Source organism: Tepidisphaeraceae bacterium, from assembly GCA_035998445.1.
In the GTDB taxonomy this organism is placed as follows: domain Bacteria; phylum Planctomycetota; class Phycisphaerae; order Tepidisphaerales; family Tepidisphaeraceae; genus DASYHQ01.
In genome coordinates this window covers 26055-40587 of record DASYHQ010000037.1, presented here as the reverse complement: position 1 = coordinate 40587, position 14533 = coordinate 26055, and the positions used below count along the sequence as shown (strand labels likewise).

The window sequence follows — 14533 nt, the reverse complement described above, 5'->3', positions numbered from 1 at the left end:
CGAAAAACCGGCCGTGATCGGATGGGCCAATCATGGCCGGTTTGGACGGTCGCTACTACGTTGCGGTCGACATCGCCAGGCGATTCAGTACTGGTTGACCGAGATGTGGCCACCGGGGATGTCGCTGTAGTTGCGCCACAGGCGCCAGCGCCAGTAACCGGTGCCCGGGCTGGAGTTGCTGGGGGCGCGGCCGTCGGGTGCCTGCGTCGTGCGCTTCGGATCCTGACCGTTGGCGAGCGTCTCGAGGCGATCGCGGAAGTCGTCCATGCGTTCCTCGAAGTCGCCGATCGGGAACGACCGCAACGCGTTGACCAACGTGCGATCGGTGACGGAGGAGACGTGACCGTCGCTGTACGCCAGGTTAACCGTCGCCACGCCGTTGCGGAGGTGCGAGAGCGAACCGACATCGGTCAGCAGATCCATGACGAGCGTCTTGGTCTTGGGCATGTGGACGAGCTTCTTGTACGCCGTCACCGTGGGCCAGCCACCGTTGTAGAAGGCCCAATGGGGGTTGAAGGCGTACGTGCTGTTCATGAACGCCCAGTGGTTTGAGGCCTGCGTCGGTTCCTGTCCCGGGCAGAAACGAACCATGTAGACGGGCTTGTACTCTCCGTACCAGTAGAAGTCGTAAAGCGGGGCCTTCTTCCCGAGGTACCCAGTGATGATGAGCCGACCGATGTTCGCACCGGGATCGGTGGCCGGTGCGGTGGTGCCACCGCCTAACGTTACGTACGACGCCATCGACGCCCGATCGAAAGGGGTTGCCAGATCACCGTCGCCTTGCCGCTGCGGCAGGTATCCCTTGTTGTCACCGGCGTACATGATCGACGCCATGGCGATCTGGCGCAGGTTCGACGAGCAGGCGACGATCTGCGCCTGATGACGGGCCTTGGACAGCGACGGGAGCAGGATCGAGATCAACAACGCGATGATGCCGATGACGACCAGCAGTTCGACCAGCGTGAATCCAGTTCGTTTCTGACGCATGACGTGCCTCCGAAAAGACGCAGAGGGGACCAGAACGAGTGTTCCAAAGTGCGAGTGGCGACGGCCACCGCAGCCTGAGTTCGATGTGAGAGACAGCCATGGTTCCGGCCACAAGGCCCGCCATGCTTTCTCGTACGTTTACACTATGACACAAGTTTTATGAGAGGCAATGAAAATTCATGATAATAATCACGGTAATTTTCATCTAGAGGTTTCCCCGCATGCGGAGGCCCACATAGGCCAGCTTGGCGAATAGCCAAAAATAGGCTTAAATCGTAGATTTAGGGCCTGAAATAGCACCAACAGAACGCAGATGAAACTATCGCACAACTTGATGAGTTATGAGCATCAAGGCAGGCGGGCAGAACCCCTGTGTGGGCCAAGGACGTGTCAGCCCGAAGGGAGGCTTGCCGCCCTGACACCTCTCCCAAGGCCCGAGAACCGTCCGTCGATTGAGATCCCTCAGGTCGCTTAGGCTCCCATCGGGATGACACGTGCGTGCGAGGCGACAAGGGTTTGTCCGTTAGCCTTTAGGCCATGCCGGCCATGGCCGAGCGCGTACGACCATGCTTGGCCGTGGGATCGGTGGGGGAAGCGGCTGGTGCGGGCACCAGCGAGGGCTCGACCATGCAGGTGATGCGCTCGGGGGCGTCGGGGTTGGCCATGCGCCAGACGAGTTGCTCGACCCCCTTGCGACCGATGGCGGCCACCTGGATGTCGATGGTCGCGGGCTTGGGGGCGAGGCCGGCCAGGTAGGGTTGCTCGTCGTTGCAGGAAATGACCTCGACACCGCCCGGCCCGATCACGACGCCCTGCGCCTGCAGTTCAGGCTGCAATAGAGCCGCCTGCATGTCGTCGGCCACGAACAGGCCGGTCGGCCGATCAGGCAGCGCCAGGTATTGCTGGACGACGGACCGGATCACCTCCGGGTCGTGCGTGCGCCAGTACGCGCCGGACTCCTCGCTCACCGCCCGTTCGACCACCTGCACCTCACCGCCACCTTCAGCGGCCGTCATGTTGAAGGCGTGCGCGGAAACCTTGAAGGGCCAATGACCTGCGTTCACGTTCAGAAATGCCAGCTTGCGATGGCCCCGCTTCAGCAGGTATCGGGCCGCCACCTCGCCCACGACGTAACTGTCGGGCATCACCTTATCCCCAAAGGTCGGCCGATGCCGATTGCCCATCAGCCATACGGTCGGCAGACGGCTCAGGCGATCGCAGATCGCCTGCGAGGGCGCCGCCCCGTGCAACAGCACCCCATTGATGCCCTGCTCAGCGATGCGTGCCGGCAGGCGGGTGGGATCGGGCACGTGACTAAAGACAAGGTTCAGGTTGGCCTGTGACGCCGCCAGCGACACCCCGTACAACAACCCTTCAAACGCCGGCGTCGCCCGGGCTTCCGACGTGCCGAACACCAGGAAGCCGATCGTCGGCATCGCGCCCGACCCGTTCCGCTGGGGCTTTGGACCGGGCCGTCGTTCCGACGGTGCATAGTTGAGCTTGGCCATCGCATCGCGCACCGCCTGCATGGTTTCCGGGGCCACGCGTGGTTGATTGTTCATCACCCGCGAAACCGTCGAAACCGAAACTTTCGCCAAAGCGGCTACTTCGTTGATCGATGCCATAAGAGATGTCCTATGCGAACCATTATCGAAAGCCGCAGCAGCATGGTCAATGAAATTTTCACAAACTCGACCGCCAGCAATGTTACAGCCTGAATCCCCTTAAACGTATTCCAGCGATAACCTTACGAAACTACCGAATTCCTCCTCGTGAAGAATGATGGAGGCACCGCCTGCTAATTTTCCTTTCAGTTGCAGCCGTAGATTATGATCGTGCAGCCAACTCATTTCTGAACGGCGAGGCAGCCCATGAGATTGAAACTGCGCGTAAACCTGCGTTTGCTAGGCATTGCGGTCGCCTTGCTCTGCATCACCTATTCACAGGCTGTCGCCATATCGGTTCAGGCATTGTCCGGCCGTTCCGATGCGTGGCTGGCGTCTGAGGAAGGCCGCCGCGTGATTGGGAACATCATCACATGGCAAATCGCAACGGGTGGATGGGCCAAAGGTTATGACGCCAGCCGTGCGCGCAGCGACAACGAGCCGCACGGCGATTGGAAAGGCGTCGCGACAATCGACAACGGCTCAACCTACAGCGAACTGCGCCTGCTCGGGCGGTCCCTCCGGCTGAAGCACGACCCGCACGTGCTAACAGCATTCAACCGCGGGTTGGACGCCCTCCTGAAAGCTCAGTACGCCAACGGTGGCTGGCCGCAGCGGTTCCCACCGCCCGCGAAGGGGTATGGACGGTACATCACCTTCAACGATGGCGCGATGGTCGCGGTGCTACGGTTGATGCGCGATGTCGCGACGACCGATTCATTCGGGTTCGTCGACCCCGGCCGCAGGTCCAACGCGCAGGCCGCGTTTGATCGCGGCATCGACTGCATCCTCCGCTGTCAGGTCATCATCGACGGCCGCCCCACCGGCTGGTGCGCCCAGCACGACCCCGACACATTTGAACCGATGGGCGCGCGGGCGTACGAGCTGCCCTCGCTCAGCGGCTTCGAAGGGGCCGGCGTGGCATTGCTGCTGATGGAACTGGACGCCCCCGACGCCCGCATGCGCGCCGCGATCACCGGGGCGGCGGAATGGTTTGCCGTCGTCGCCGTGAAGGGCAAGCGTCTGGAAGAGCGCAAGAACCCTGGCGGATCGCGGAACCTATTGCTGGTGGATGATCGGAATTCGACGATCTGGGCACGCTTTTACGATCTGAAGACCAACCGCCCGCTCTTTGCCAATCGCGACGGGCAGGCGTTGCAGGATTACGACCAACTGCCGGCAGAGCGTCGCGACGGTTACCGCTGGTTCGGCCCCTGGGGACAGCGCGTCGCAGATAGCTTCGCGACGTGGAAAGCAAAGCATCCAACCGACGAATCGAAGGCGTCCGCAGCCGCGCCGCACAAACAGTGGGACGTGACCGCCGACTGAAAAGGCCGTTTCACGCCGAGTTCCATACCGGCATCACCGCGGGGCATGCCTTGCCCGCCAGTTTGGCGCGAACGGCCACCAGGCACCCGCAGTGGCGGCAGGTCGTGCCGTACTTCAGGTCGGGGCAAGTGCCGCACGCGTTCATGCGATGCGCGTACGTCGCGTCGTCCACGATGGTCGCCGCGGGGTTGGCCGACAGGTAATCCGCCAGCAACCGCTGCACTTCGCCGGCGGCCAGGCGTACGGTCGCACTGCAGCCGCGGCAGGAATCGTCGGTGGTGGCGTTCATCGCACCTCCAGCACCGCAACCGAGCGCGCCGGCAGCATGCCGGAGATCGTCGACCCGCTGAGCTTCAGGCTATCGAACGCGGTCGGCTTGACGGCGTCCGGCGAGTCGAACGTGTTCAACGCGTTCATCGCCGGCGCCGTCAACACCCGCCCGCGGACGCTGGTGACGCCCACGCCGCGAAAGTCGATCGCGATCTCCGCGGCGTCCTGCTCGTGTAAGTTGCACAACGACACGTGGATGCGCCCCTGCTCGTCGCGCGATGCCGATGCGCTGACCTGCGCCACCGCCGACAGCATGTCATAACCGCCAGCCCCGGCCGTTCCGGTCACCCGCGCTGCGGGCAGGTAGCCGGCGGCGGCCTGTACGGTCGTCGGCAGCAGCGTCGCGTCCTGGTGCACCTTGTACATCTCGAACACGTGATAGGTCGGCGTGAGCAGCATCTTCCGGCCTTCCGTCAGGATCATCGCCTGCATCACGTTCACGGTCTGCGCGATGTTGGCCACCTGCATGCGGTCGGCGTGGTTGTTGAACACATTGAGGCTGAGCCCCGCTACCACGGCGTCGCGAATCGTGTTCTGCTGGTACAGAAAGCCGGGGTTGGTGCCAGGTTCGACGTCGAACCAAGTGCCCCACTCGTCCATCACGATGCCGACGCGCTTCTGCGGGTCGTAACGGTCCATAATGGCCGACGTGCCGCGGATGAACGTCTCAATGTTCGCCGCCTTCTGGATCGTCACACGCCAGGCGTTGGTGTCGAAATCCGTCGCCGAGCCTTTCTTGGCCCAATCGCCGGGCACGGTGTAGTAGTGGACGCTGAGCCCATCCATGAACCGGCCAGCGTCGCGCATCAGGATGTCGTTCCATTCGTCGGTCAGGCCGCACGCCACCTTGTACAGCTTGCCCTGCGGCGTGAAGTGCCGGCAGTAGCTGGCGTACTGGCGATACAGGTCGGCGTAGTACTGCGGGCGCATGTTGCCGCCGCAGCCCCAGTTCTCGTTGCCCACGCCCCAGAAGCGCATCGGCCAGGGCTGCTCGCGCCCGTTGCTGCGCCGCAGCGACGCCATCGGGCTTTCGCCGGGCATGGTGATGTATTCGAGCCACTCGGCCATCTCGCGCACGGTGCCACTGCCCACGTTACCGGCGATGTACGGCTCACACGGCGCGCCGGGCAGCGACAGCTGCTCGCACAGGTCCATGAACTCGTGCGTGCCGCAGGCGTTGCTTTCGGTGACGCCGCCCCAGTGCACGTTGACGATGCTCGGCCGCTTCTCGTGCGGACCAATGCCATCCATCCAGTGGTACGTGTCAGCAAAGCACCCGCCGGGCCATCGCAGGTTGGGAATGCGCAGTTGCTTCAGCGCCGCGACCACATCGTTGCGGAACCCGCGCGTGTTGGCGATCGGTGAATCTTCGCCCACCCACAGCCCTTCGTAGATGCACCGCCCGAGGTGCTCGGCGAAGTGGCCGTACAGGTGCCGCGAGATCTTCTGCTGTCCCAAGTCCGCGTTGATCGTGATCTTGTTCATCGTGCGCCTCGTTCACTACATCTGAAGCCGCCGACACGTGCCCACCAAGGCACGCGGCCAACGCTGTTCATTGTGATGCACAGCGGGCGTGATAACATCTGCGGAGTGTACAAAATCATTCGCCAGATCCACTCGGTCGGCAGCGACACGCCCGAGCGCATCGTCGCCGACAACGTCTGTCCGGGCATGCGGGCACGCGGACTGAGCGTGGTCGGCCTGACCGACGCCGGCCGCGGCTACGACATGCAGCGGCCGCGGCCACCATCGGGGCATCTGCTGGCGTGCTACGGTGGGAATGGCGAGGTCTGGGTGGATGGCGAGTGGCAGCCCTGCGCCGCGGGGCAGGCGTACGTCGCCCCGCCACTGGCGCCGATGGCGTTTCGGGCGATCCGGGGCGATCGCTGGCAGTTCGCGTGGGTCTTCATGGCCGCGCCCGACGATGCGCCGTCACCCATCACTGGCAACGCAGCGCGGCTGGTGCAAGCCGACCCGCGACAAATCGTCAACTCGATTGAAGGCCTCTACCTGGAATCGGGCGCAATGGCTCAGGTCGAGCGAATGAATGCCTACGCGGACCTCATCAGCAGCTACGCGCGGTCTATCACCATGGGCAGCGGCACGGTCGACCCGCTGTGGCGGCTGTGGGCGACGGTCGACGCATCGCTGAACGAACCGTGGACGCTCGACCGCTTGGCGGCCCGTGCCGACATACGCCCCGAGGCCCTTCGGCGGCTCTGCCTGCGCAGCACCGGCGTGAGCCCGATGCGGCACGTCACGGCACTGCGCATGCGCCGCGCCGACGCCTTGCTGCGGTCCACGAACGACAAACTCTTCGGCGTTGCGCGACAGGTGGGGTATCAGAACACCTTCGCGTTCTCCACCGCCTTCCGCCGATGGGCTGGGCGGTCGCCGAAGGACCATCGAAAACGACAAAGCACATGAAGGCCGATCGGCCTTCTCGCGGCAGGCGGGTACAGCGATTCGGTCGTGCGCGTTATGATGCTGCTTTACCCCCGGATCGGTGCTGCCCCCTATGTCCTTCGATACGAGAAACAACGCATCGGACTCGTCTGCAACGACCGCGATGGACCTGACGGTGGTCTCGTTTAACATCCGCCTCGCCACGTTGAATGACGGGCCGCACTACTGGCCGTTACGACGGCAGGTGTTCTTCGACGTGACGCGCAAGCTGTCGCCCGACCTGCTGGGCCTTCAGGAGGTAACCTCACCGCAACTGGACGACCTGACGGCTGCGTTCCCTGACTACGACGTGGTCTCCACCGGTCGCGACGACGGCCAGCGCAATGGCGAGGCCTGCAGCATCTTCTTCCGCAAGTCGCGCTTCGGCCTGCGCGACAGCGGTACGTTTTGGCTGAGCGAGACGCCGGAGGTGATCGCGTCGAAAAGTTGGGATGCCGGCCTGACGCGCATCTGCACCTGGGCAAAGCTGCAAGACCGCGCCGCCGGGCGGGAAATCTTGTTCTTGAATGCCCACCTGGACTATGCGGGCGATATGGCCAGAACGCACAGCGGCGCATTAATCGCGCGGCGGGTGGCGGCGATGCGCCAGGGTGAGGCGGTAATCCTAACGGGTGACTTCAACACCAACGAGGGTTCCCAGACGTATCAAGCACTAACGCACCCGACGGAGCCGGCCGCCATTGCGCTGATCGACGCTTACCGCACCGTGCACCCAATCCGACGGGCGGACGAGGCGAGCTTCAACGGCTTTCAAGGCACCGTGGACGGCTCACGCATCGATTGGATCCTGCACTCGCCGGACCTGATTGCGCGCAACGCCATGATCGATCGGTCGAAGGGGGAGAACGGCCTATTTCCGTCGGACCACTGTGCGGTGACCGCCACCCTGCATTATGCCGATCGCCGATGAACCAGCGGCCGTTAACGTTGCGCCGCGACCGACCGCACCGCGGCCATCGCGGCGATCAGGGGCTGGCTTGAACTGACCCACCCAAACAGGCCACCTTCGGTTTCCACCGCGTCCACGGCCGCCTTCTGCACGTCGGGGTCGAACGCGGCCGTACAGTCTTCCAACAGCAAGCACCAATAACCGCGGTCGACCGCCTCGCGTAGCGTGGAGTGGACGCAGCACTGCGTGGTCACGCCGGTGAAGATCAGATGCGTTACGCCGCGCCGCTCGAGCGTCGGGCCGAGGTCGGTCTGGTAGAAGGCGCCAAAGCCGGGCTTATCGATGACGCGTTCGCCTGCGATGGGTTGCAGTTCATCGACGAAGTCATGGCCGTACTCCCCTCGGATCAGCAATCGCCCCAGTGGCCCTTCTGCGCCGATCTCGGCACCTGCCGTCTTGCTGCGGAAGGCCTTGGCGGGGGTAAGGTCGGACAGGTCAGGCTTGTGTCCCTCGCGCGTGTGGACGATCGTCAGCCCGGCCGCCCGCGCGGCGTCGAGCACCGCCCGCACGCGCGGGATGATCTTACGCGTCTCGCCGACGTCCTCCCCGCCCACGCCCGAATAACCGTCGGGTGCCAGGAAGTCCCGCTGCATGTCGATCAACACCAGCGCCGTCTTCGCCCCGAGCGGAAACAGAAACGGCCGTCCATCGCGGGCGATCAGGTTTATGATTGGTTCTTCGTTCACGGGTAGAGTTCCAACAAGTTGAGGAAGTTCTTCTCCGGTCCCTCTCCCGGTACGCCGGGAGAGGTTAGGTGAGGGTGTTTTCGTTCTTGCTCAAGAACGTCCGGGACTAGCGATAATCGCAACAGCTACCAACCTCGTCATCCTGAGGTACTCCGAAGGATCTCCCCCGTATTCGTACGCGGAACGGAAGCGAACCTTCGGAGTACCTCAGGATGACGAGGTTGCGCAGGACGATATAATCGCCAAAGCGCGAGCGGTTCGAATCACCCTCACCTGTCCCTCTCCCATGAATACATGGGAGAGGGACAAGCCCCTTTATTTCGCTTCCATCACGAACTTCGGCTCGATCATCTTCGACACCTCGGGCTTACCCTGAATGACGTCGTGCGCCACCATGAAATCGGCCAGCTTCTGCATGACGGCGTACTGCGGGCCGGGAGCGTCGGGCGTGCCGAAAAGCCGCTTGTTGTCGGCGATCGTGAAGAGCTTCACGCCGCTCAACATATCTTTCGCCTCGGCCGGCTTGATGTCGAGGTACTTGGCGGCCACGTCGAGCCCCTCAGTCTCGTTGGCGGCGAGGTAGGCAACGCCCTCGTCCATCGCGGCGATGAAGGCCGTCACCACCTCGGGCCGGTCGGTCGTGGTCTTGCGCGTGGCGACAATGCAGTCGCCCAGCACGCCGGGGGCGTCGTTGCTGCTGAATAGCACGTGGCCGTTCGCCTCGGTGGCCTTCGTCAGCCACGGTTCCCACGTCGCGGCCGCGTCGAGCGTGCCGGCGATGAAGGCTGCGCCGGCGTCGTCGGCATTCATGTTCACCACCTCCACGTCGCTCTCCTTCAGGCCGCCCTTCTCCAGCGTCATCAGCATCAGTAGATGATTGACCGCGCCGATCGTCGCGGCCACCTTCTTGCCCTCCAGGTCGGCGGGCGTCTTGATCTCCTTCTTGGCCACGATGCCATCGGCGCCGGCGCTGGTGTCGATCTGATAGACGCTGACGAGCGCGTCGCTCTGCCCGCCGTGCAGCAGCACGACGTTGTCAGGGCAGCTTAGCGCGAAGTCGACGTGCCCGGCCAATACCGGTGGCAGCGAATCACCCGGCCCGGCGAACGCGACGAACTCCACGTCCAGTCCGTGCTTGGCAAAGATGCCCTTTTCCTTAGCCACGTAGGCGGGCGCGAACCCGATCCACAAGTTATGCGCCACCTTCACCGGTGTGGCGGCCTCGGCGAACGTCGCGGAACCGACCAAACCGGCCGCGACGAGCGCGCCGACGACCATACGGGTGAGATTCTTGGCAATTTTCATGACGTTGCATCTCCAGAAAAGAACGTTCCCCTTCAATATTCCATCGTGGCCCGACCGTGCTTTGTACGCTGTGCCACCGGCGGCTTGTCCGCCCGTGTCCTTGTGGGAAAAACAGAACACGGGCGGGCAAGCCGCCGGTGGCACCCTGCGCGCCTTATCCGACCATCGCCGCCAGCGCAGTCTCCGACAGCGACCGCCGCTGGCGCGTGTAGAGCGAACCGAGCACCTCGGCGCGCACCTTCGCGAACGCCGGCTCCAGCCGCATCTCCAGCGTGCGTGGCCGGGGCAGGTCGACGCGCACCTCTTTGGCGATTCGCCCGGGATGCGCCGCCAGCACTAGGATGCGGTCGGCGAGCAGCACGGCCTCCTCCACGTCATGCGTGACGAAGAGGGTGGTCGTGCCCTGCCGTTCCGACAGTCGCGCGAGCATCTCCTGCATCTCCTCGCGCGTCTGCGCATCCAGCGCACCGAACGGCTCATCCATCAGCAGCACCTCAGGCTGATTGGCCAGCGCGCGGGCCAATGCCGCCCGCTGTCGCATGCCGCCCGACAGTTCGTGCGGGTACGCACCTGCGAACTGCTTCAGGCCGACGATGTCGATCAACTGTTCGCAGCGCGCCTCGAACGTCCGCCGGCGGTCGCCTTGCAGCGCGCGGCGGATGCTCTTCAGGCGGCGGCTGAAGCGAACGTTTTCGCGCACCGTAAGCCAAGGGAACAAATTGTCGCGTTGAAACACCATCCCGCGGTCCGGCCCCGGTTCGGTGATGACGTTTCCCGCCAGCGCGATGCGCCCGCTGGTGGCGCTCTCCAGCCCCGCCACGATCGACAGCAACGTGCTCTTGCCGCACCCGCTCGGTCCCACCAGCGCCACAAACTCGCCGCGCGCGACGGAGAAGCTGACCTCCTTCAGCGCGTTCACCGGGCCTGACCGACCGTTGAAGGTCTTCGTCACCCCCCACACGAACAGCAATGGCGCCGCGGCGTTGGTTGCTTCGTTGATGTCAGTGCGATCGTTCACTTGGACCTCATCCGTTGTCGCGCCCATGGGAACAGCAGCCGCCCCACCAGCTTGAATAGTTGATCGGACATTACGCCCAGCAGGCCGATGATGAAGATGTAGAGGAAGATCACGTCGGTCTGCAGGAACCGCTGCGCTTTCAGAATGCGATACCCGAGCCCCGTGTTGGCAGCCACCAGTTCGGCCACGACCAGGTAGGTCCACGCCCAGCCGAGGTTCAGCCGGCATACATCGACAATGCCCGGCAGGCTGTTGGGCCAGATGACCTTCGTGAACGATTCCCATCGACTCGCCCCCAGTACCTGGGCCGCCCGCAGCAGGTCGGATTGGGTCTGCTTCGTCACGTCGGCGACCATCACGATCATCTGCACGACCGTGCCGATGAAGATCACTAGGATCTTGGGCGTCTCGCCGATGCCCGCGTACAGCATCAACAGCGGGATGAACGCCGGCACCGGCATGTATCGCACGAAGCCCAGGAACGGTTCGAGCAGCGCCTCAACCGCCCGCAAGTTGCCCACCAGCATGCCAAGCGGGATCGCGACGACGGCCGCCAGTGCGAAGCCCGACAGGATGCGCATGTTGCTCATCCACAGGTCCTGCGCGAGCAGGCCCGACTCCCACAGCTTCCCCGCCGCCGCCGCGACGGCGGTGGGCGTGGGGAGGAAGATCGGCGACACGAGCTTCGAGTAGCTCATGATGCACCACGCGGCCCCCAGCAGCAGGAACGACGTCACCGCGAGCGTGATGTAGAGCTTGCGCGGGATTTCCGTGCGCAACCCCAGGTACTGCGCGCGTGGCGGCGCCGATGGTGGCATCGCCCCGGTCCCGGCCATCTCGTTGCCGCCGCCAGGTCGTGTCATCGAGGCGGCGGGATTGGAGATCATTGGTACGCTCATGTCTGTCATGCCCGCTGTTCCCCAACTGTCGCCATCACCTGCGAGAACAGCGCCAGGCACTCATCGCGCAGCACGCCACCTTGAATCGCCACCTGTTGGCCGCCCAGGTCGCTCATATGCTCCGTCGGCACCGCCAGTTCACGGACGGCGTTGCCCGTCAGGTCTGCGACCTCTTTCATGGTGGCGCCCCACACGATTCGGTCGACGCGAGCCAGCCAGCTGGTCGTGAAACACATGGGGCACGGCGCCACCGTCGTGTACAGCGTGCAGCCAGACAGATCGCGCCGGCCGGTCGCCTTGCAGGCGATCTTCACCAGCATCGTCTCGGCATGGCTGGTGAAGTCGTTGTCGCGCTCCACCGTGTCGTAATTGGCCGCCACCACCTCGCCCTCGCTGCCGATCAGGACCGCGCCGAACGGAAACTCGCCCCGGCTCATGCCGAGCTCAGCCTGGGCCAGTGCCAGGCGCATGTAATGGGCATCATCGTATGACATCGCGTGCGGCGCTCCTTACTTCACAAAGGTGTTGTCGACGAGCGACGCGACGTCAGGCTTCGACTTGATCAACTCGCGATCGCTCAGGAACGTGGTGATGTTCCGCATGAGCGCGCCGATCGTGCCGCTCTGCACGTCGCCCAGCAGCGTGGCGTTGTCGGCGATGCTGTAGATCTTGTCGCCGGCCAGCATGCCCTTGCAGTCCTCGGGGCTTGCCTCAAGCTTCTTCGCGACGATCTCCATGCCCTCGTCCGGATGGTCCTTCAGGTACTGCACGCCGCGATCGACCGCCTGCACGAAGGCGCGCACGTCATCCGGCCGGGTCTGCAGCGTCTTCTCAGTCGCCACGATTGCGTTGATGATGAGGTCGGGGAGGTCCTTCGACGAGTACAACACCTTGCCGCCGCCGGTGGTCGCCTTGCTCAGCCAGGGTTCCCACGTCACGGCCGCATCCACATTGCCGGCCAGAAACGCCGCGCCGGCGTCGTCGGCGCTCACGTTGATCGGCTGGATGTCGGTCATCTTCAGGCCGGCCTTCTCCAGCGCGGTGATGAGGAAGAATTCATTGGCCTCACCCACGGTGACGGCCACCTTCTTGCCCTTCAGGTCAGCTACGCGGTTGATGCTGGTCTTGCTCACGATGCCGTCGGCGCCGTTGGAACTGTCGATGAGGTAAACCGTCTTCAGGTTGACGCCCGGGTCGTTGCCCGCCACCAGCACGAGGTTGTGCAGCGTCGTCAGCACCACATCCAGATGCCCCGCGATCAGCGCCGGTGGCGAGTCGCCGGGCCCGGGGAAGCGCTTCAGTTCGACCTCAATGCCAGCCTCTTTGAAGAAGCCCTTGGCGTCGGCGATGAAGACGCCCGAATAGCCGATCCACGAGTCGTGCCCCACCACGAGCTTCCCGCCCGCCGACGCTGGCGACGCCACGATCGATAGCGACGCCAGCACGATCGCCATGCATAAGGTAAATGCGGTCTTGAAGAACATCGGCGGAACCTTTCTTTGTCTTGCCCAAACCAACCGCCGACGCGCACTCGCCCTGCCTGGGCCAATCGCGGTTCTGCGCACAGCGGCTGCGCGACCACCGCCGAACGGTTAGGCCGCGGGGGTCGATGCTCGGGTTTTATGTGGTTTGGCCGTCAGCTTCTGAAGTGCGACAGCGGCAATAGCAAACGTCATTGATCGGACGGTCCAACCTCGATCGAACGAGGTCGAAAGCCGAAACTCGGATCACGATCGGGCCGAAAGCCCGCGATCGTGCTCCTACGCCGTGCGGCGGGATCAACTTGTCTATCGGGACAATGCAAATCTGGTGCCGCTTCACGGGCACCGGCTTACGGTGGGTTTCAGACGCATCACGACGCTTTAGCATCCGCCCCGTTGCCGCCAGCAGCGCACTAATTAAGCACGAGTGGAACGGCCGTCGCGCAAATGTGCATCGGAGTTCGTAAGGCTGCGTACTTCAACGCATCCGCATTAGCGTCGACCGAGCATCGTGAACGTGCGAGACCACATCAATTGCTTGCCCGGCAGCACGTCGATCTGGACGAACGCCTCCGGACAAATCACCTTACGCGTGCCGTACAGGCACAGCTTCGACCACGGCAGGCTCGTTTGCTCCTGAATCGACAGGCCGCTCTGCGCATCTTCCAGTTGCCAGGACTGCGCATCGGAATCGATGGCCGTATCGCGCCCGAACGTGACGTGGAACCGACTGCTGGGCGTTCGCGTGAGCTGGGCGACGCCCGGCTCGATCGCCAGCGACGCCTTACCGGTCTCGGCAGCCCCCGTAACCCACGGTGTACGCAGCCGCACGTGCCCGTCGATCGGCCGGCCGTTGAACGCGACGAAGTTGTGGTTGTACTCGGCGATCGCGATGGGCCGCGTGCCCTCATTGCGCATCGTCGTCGTCACGTCCAGCACGTTCTCGCGAACGCTGAACCGCCGCGTCAGCTTCAACGCGTACCCGTTGCACGCGCGGGGCAGCGCGGCCAGCTCGACCGCGCTGTCGCTAAGGCGCTCCACGACGAACTCGAACAACTCGTACGGATAGTCCTCATCAAATGCGTACGGCCGATCATCCGCGCGCCGCAGGATGCCCACGCCCGGCTTTACGAACGCCCCGCCGTCGCCCGCTTCGCGATAGCCCAGCGCCGTGCTGATGCCGAACTCACAGCAGAGCCCCGCGCCGTTCGATCCACCCGCGTCCTCGTCGGCGCAGAACGTCTGCTGGCCGTCCAGCGTCACCTGGCGCACGAAGCTCGTGCGATCGAACCGAATCTGCTTGCCCAACGACGCCGGCCGCGCGATCTCCACCCGTAGCCGATCACTGCTGATCTCGATCGCCTCGTCCGTGGGCCCCTCGTGCTTCGTCATCCCCCCATGATACGCCAAACCCCCGCT

General features: G+C 64.0%; 14 protein-coding genes. 3 read left to right on the top strand and 11 right to left on the bottom strand.

From position 1 onward, the window contains the following. Nucleotides 1-84: 84 nt before the first annotated feature. Together VGN72_15095 and VGN72_15090 are read right to left on the bottom strand one after the other, a co-directional pair. Nucleotides 85-987, bottom strand: a complete 903-nt coding sequence (locus VGN72_15095; GenBank protein ID HEV7300690.1) for a prepilin-type N-terminal cleavage/methylation domain-containing protein — start codon at nt 985-987, stop codon at nt 85-87. Between the two features lie 530 nt (nt 988-1517). Next, on the bottom strand, nt 1518-2612 hold the full coding sequence (locus tag VGN72_15090) for a LacI family DNA-binding transcriptional regulator (protein HEV7300689.1): 1095 nt from the start codon (nt 2610-2612) through the stop codon (nt 1518-1520). 246 nt (nt 2613-2858) lie between these two features. On the opposite strand from VGN72_15090, the gene pelA reads away from it, so the two are divergent. Continuing rightward, a complete protein-coding gene (gene pelA, locus VGN72_15085) occupies nt 2859-3980 on the top strand; it encodes a pectate lyase (protein HEV7300688.1) in 1122 nt (373 codons plus the stop codon). Between the two features lie 10 nt (nt 3981-3990). Here pelA and VGN72_15080 read toward each other — a convergent pair whose 3' ends face one another. Together VGN72_15080 and VGN72_15075 are read right to left on the bottom strand one after the other, a co-directional pair. After that, a complete protein-coding gene (locus tag VGN72_15080; GenBank protein ID HEV7300687.1) occupies nt 3991-4269 on the bottom strand; it encodes a DUF6171 family protein in 279 nt (92 codons plus the stop codon). Further along, nucleotides 4266-5795 (bottom strand): alpha-N-arabinofuranosidase, encoded by a 1530-nt coding sequence (locus VGN72_15075; GenBank protein HEV7300686.1) that lies wholly within the window; start codon nt 5793-5795, stop codon nt 4266-4268. The genes VGN72_15080 and VGN72_15075 overlap by 4 nt, the downstream gene beginning before the upstream one ends. A 105-nt stretch (nt 5796-5900) precedes the next feature. On the opposite strand from VGN72_15075, the gene VGN72_15070 reads away from it, so the two are divergent. Both VGN72_15070 and VGN72_15065 read left to right on the top strand, forming a co-directional pair. Then, the gene (locus tag VGN72_15070) at nt 5901-6737 is read left to right on the top strand and encodes a helix-turn-helix transcriptional regulator (protein HEV7300685.1); all 837 of its coding nucleotides are present in this window, start codon (nt 5901-5903) and stop codon (nt 6735-6737) included. Between the two features lie 91 nt (nt 6738-6828). Further along, the gene (locus tag VGN72_15065; protein HEV7300684.1) at nt 6829-7686 is read left to right on the top strand and encodes an endonuclease/exonuclease/phosphatase family protein; all 858 of its coding nucleotides are present in this window, start codon (nt 6829-6831) and stop codon (nt 7684-7686) included. An 11-nt stretch (nt 7687-7697) separates the two neighbouring features. On the opposite strand, the gene VGN72_15060 is transcribed toward VGN72_15065, so the two are convergent. The 7 genes from VGN72_15060 to VGN72_15030 form a co-directional block, all read right to left on the bottom strand. Continuing rightward, nucleotides 7698-8411: a cysteine hydrolase gene (locus VGN72_15060; GenBank protein ID HEV7300683.1), complete on the bottom strand. Its 714-nt coding sequence runs from the start codon at nt 8409-8411 to the stop codon at nt 7698-7700. A gap of 315 nt (nt 8412-8726) precedes the next feature. Beyond that, nucleotides 8727-9716 (bottom strand): ABC transporter substrate-binding protein, encoded by a 990-nt coding sequence (locus tag VGN72_15055; protein ID HEV7300682.1) that lies wholly within the window; start codon nt 9714-9716, stop codon nt 8727-8729. Between the two features lie 154 nt (nt 9717-9870). Beyond that, the gene (locus VGN72_15050; protein ID HEV7300681.1) at nt 9871-10734 is read right to left on the bottom strand and encodes an ABC transporter ATP-binding protein; all 864 of its coding nucleotides are present in this window, start codon (nt 10732-10734) and stop codon (nt 9871-9873) included. Then, nucleotides 10731-11633, bottom strand: a complete 903-nt coding sequence (locus tag VGN72_15045; protein ID HEV7300680.1) for an ABC transporter permease — start codon at nt 11631-11633, stop codon at nt 10731-10733. The genes VGN72_15050 and VGN72_15045 overlap by 4 nt, the downstream gene beginning before the upstream one ends. 5 nt (nt 11634-11638) lie before the next feature. Continuing rightward, on the bottom strand, nt 11639-12127 hold the full coding sequence (locus VGN72_15040) for a nucleoside deaminase (protein ID HEV7300679.1): 489 nt from the start codon (nt 12125-12127) through the stop codon (nt 11639-11641). Between the two features lie 15 nt (nt 12128-12142). Beyond that, complete coding sequence (locus tag VGN72_15035; protein HEV7300678.1) at nt 12143-13117, bottom strand: ABC transporter substrate-binding protein; 975 nt, start codon at nt 13115-13117, stop codon at nt 12143-12145. Between the two features lie 489 nt (nt 13118-13606). Further along, nucleotides 13607-14506, bottom strand: coding sequence for a hypothetical protein (locus VGN72_15030; GenBank protein HEV7300677.1), 900 nt, complete (start codon nt 14504-14506; stop codon nt 13607-13609). Nucleotides 14507-14533 lie beyond the last annotated feature (27 nt).